Below are 2,090 nucleotides of genomic sequence, written 5' to 3'. Positions count from 1 at the left end.
CAGATGTCAACTTAGGGGGAGCCAACCTCAGCGGCGCAAATTTATCCGACACCAACCTCAGCCGTGCTGACCTGAGTGGGGCGAACCTGCGGGGAGCCAATCTCCAAGGCGCCAATCTACAGGGGGCATTACTGGACGGCGCAGATCTCAGTCAAACAGATTTGCGCAGTGCCAACCTCAGTGCCCTTGTCTTTAACGGCGTGAAACTGCGGGGAGCCAACCTGAGTGAGGCCAATCTGACCAAAGCGAATCTTACGGGTGCTGAACTGGCGAAAGCCGACTTATCTTCCTTAGAGTTAGCAGATGTCAACTTAGGGGGAGCCAACCTCACGGGTGCCAATTTAACGGCGGCCAACCTCAGTGGCGCAAATCTCAGTCGCGTTGACCTAACAGAGGTTAAGCTCAGTGAGGCCAATCTKCAAGGAACGAACCTTCACGGCACCGACCTGACCCAAGCAAATTTGATGCGGGTAGATTTAATTCAAGCCGATGTTAGTAATGCCAACCTGAGCGGTGCTAATTTAAGTGGAGCCAACCTCAGCGGCGCAAATTTATCCGACACCAACCTCAGCCGTGCTGACCTGAGTGGGGCGAACCTGCGGGGAGCCAACCTCAGCCGTGCCAAGTTAGTGGGTACAAATTTACGGGGAGCCAACCTCACGGGTGCCAATTTAACGGCGGCCAACCTCAGTGGCGCAAATCTCAGTCGCGTTGACCTAACAGAGGTTAAGCTCAGTGAGGCCAATCTGACCAAAGCGAATCTTACGGGTGCTGAACTGGCGGAAACCACCCTCCGGGGAGCCATTTTACAGGGTGCAAATCTGACTCGTGTGGATTTAGCCAATGCCGATCTGCGCGGACTTGGGTTGCAAGGGGTCAATCTCAGTGRGGCCAATCTGACCAAAGCGAATCTTACGGGTGCTGAACTGGCGAAAGCCGACTTATCTTCCTTAGAGTTAGCAGATGTCAACTTAGGGGGAGCCAACCTCAGTGGGGCAAATCTGCGGGAGGTGGAGCTCACGGAAGCAAACTTTAGCCGCGCTGACTTGATTGAAGCCAACCTCAGCCGTGCCCGTTTAATKGGAACAAATTTACGGGGAGCGAATCTCCAAGGCGCCAATCTACAGGGGGCATTACTGGACGGCGCAGATCTCAGTCAAACAGATTTGCGCAGTGCCAACCTCAGTGGCAGTTTAGTGGGAACTGTCGATCTCAGCGGTGTTAACCTCAGTGGCGCAGACCTTGCGGATGCCAACCTTTCAGGATCTAACTTATCCCGGGCAGACTTGACCCGAGTGAACTTGACAGCGGCAGATATGAGTGGGGCCAACCTCAGTGCCCTTGTCTTTAACGGCGTGAAACTGCGGGGAGCCAACCTGAGTGGGGCAAATCTGCGGGAGGTGGAGCTCACGGAAGCAAACTTTAGCCGYGCCGCCCTCTCGGAAGCCAACCTCAGCCGTGCTACCCTCAGCCGTGCCACCCTCAGTGGCAGTTTAGTGGGAACTGTCGATCTCAGCGGTGTTAACCTSAGTGGSGCAAATCTGCGGGAGGTGGAGCTCACGGAAGCAAACTTTAGCCGCGCTGACTTGATTGAAGCCAACCTCAGCCGTGCCCGTTTAATTGGAGCTAATTTTAGCCGTGCCACCCTCTCGGAAGCCAACCTCAGCCGTGCTGACCTGAGTGGGGCGAACCTGCGGGGAGCCAACCTCAGCCGTGCCAAGTTAGTGGGTACAAATTTACGGGGAGCGAATCTCCAAGGCGCCAATCTACAGGGGGCATTACTGGACGGCGCAGATCTCAGTCGCGTTGACCTAACAGAGGTTAAGCTCAGTGAGGCCAATCTGACCAAAGCGAATCTTACGGGTGCTGAACTGGCGAAAGCCGACTTATCTTCCTTAGAGTTAGCAGATGTCAAACTGCGGGGAGCCAACCTGAGTGGGGCAAATCTGCGGGAGGTGGAGCTCACGGAAGCAAACTTTAGCCGCGCTGACTTGATTGAAGCCAACCTCAGCCGTGCTACCCTCAGCCGTGCCACCCTCAGTGGCAGTTTAGTGGGAACTGTCGATCTCAGCGGTGTTAACCTCAGTGGC

At 55.3% G+C, this 2,090-nt stretch carries 1 protein-coding gene; it reads left to right on the top strand.

Annotated elements, in window-relative coordinates; genetic code table 11:
- Positions 1-2,090, top strand: a 2,090-nt coding sequence (locus L5220_RS14175) for a pentapeptide repeat-containing protein (RefSeq protein ID WP_499574295.1), incomplete at both ends; no start/stop codon positions are given.

Source organism: Synechococcus sp. PCC 6716 (genome assembly GCF_022570815.1).
GTDB lineage: Bacteria > Cyanobacteriota > Cyanobacteriia > Thermosynechococcales > Thermosynechococcaceae > Thermosynechococcus > Thermosynechococcus lividus.
The sequence above is the reverse complement of the archived record's forward strand: the minus strand, read 5'-3'. Positions and strand labels throughout refer to the sequence as shown.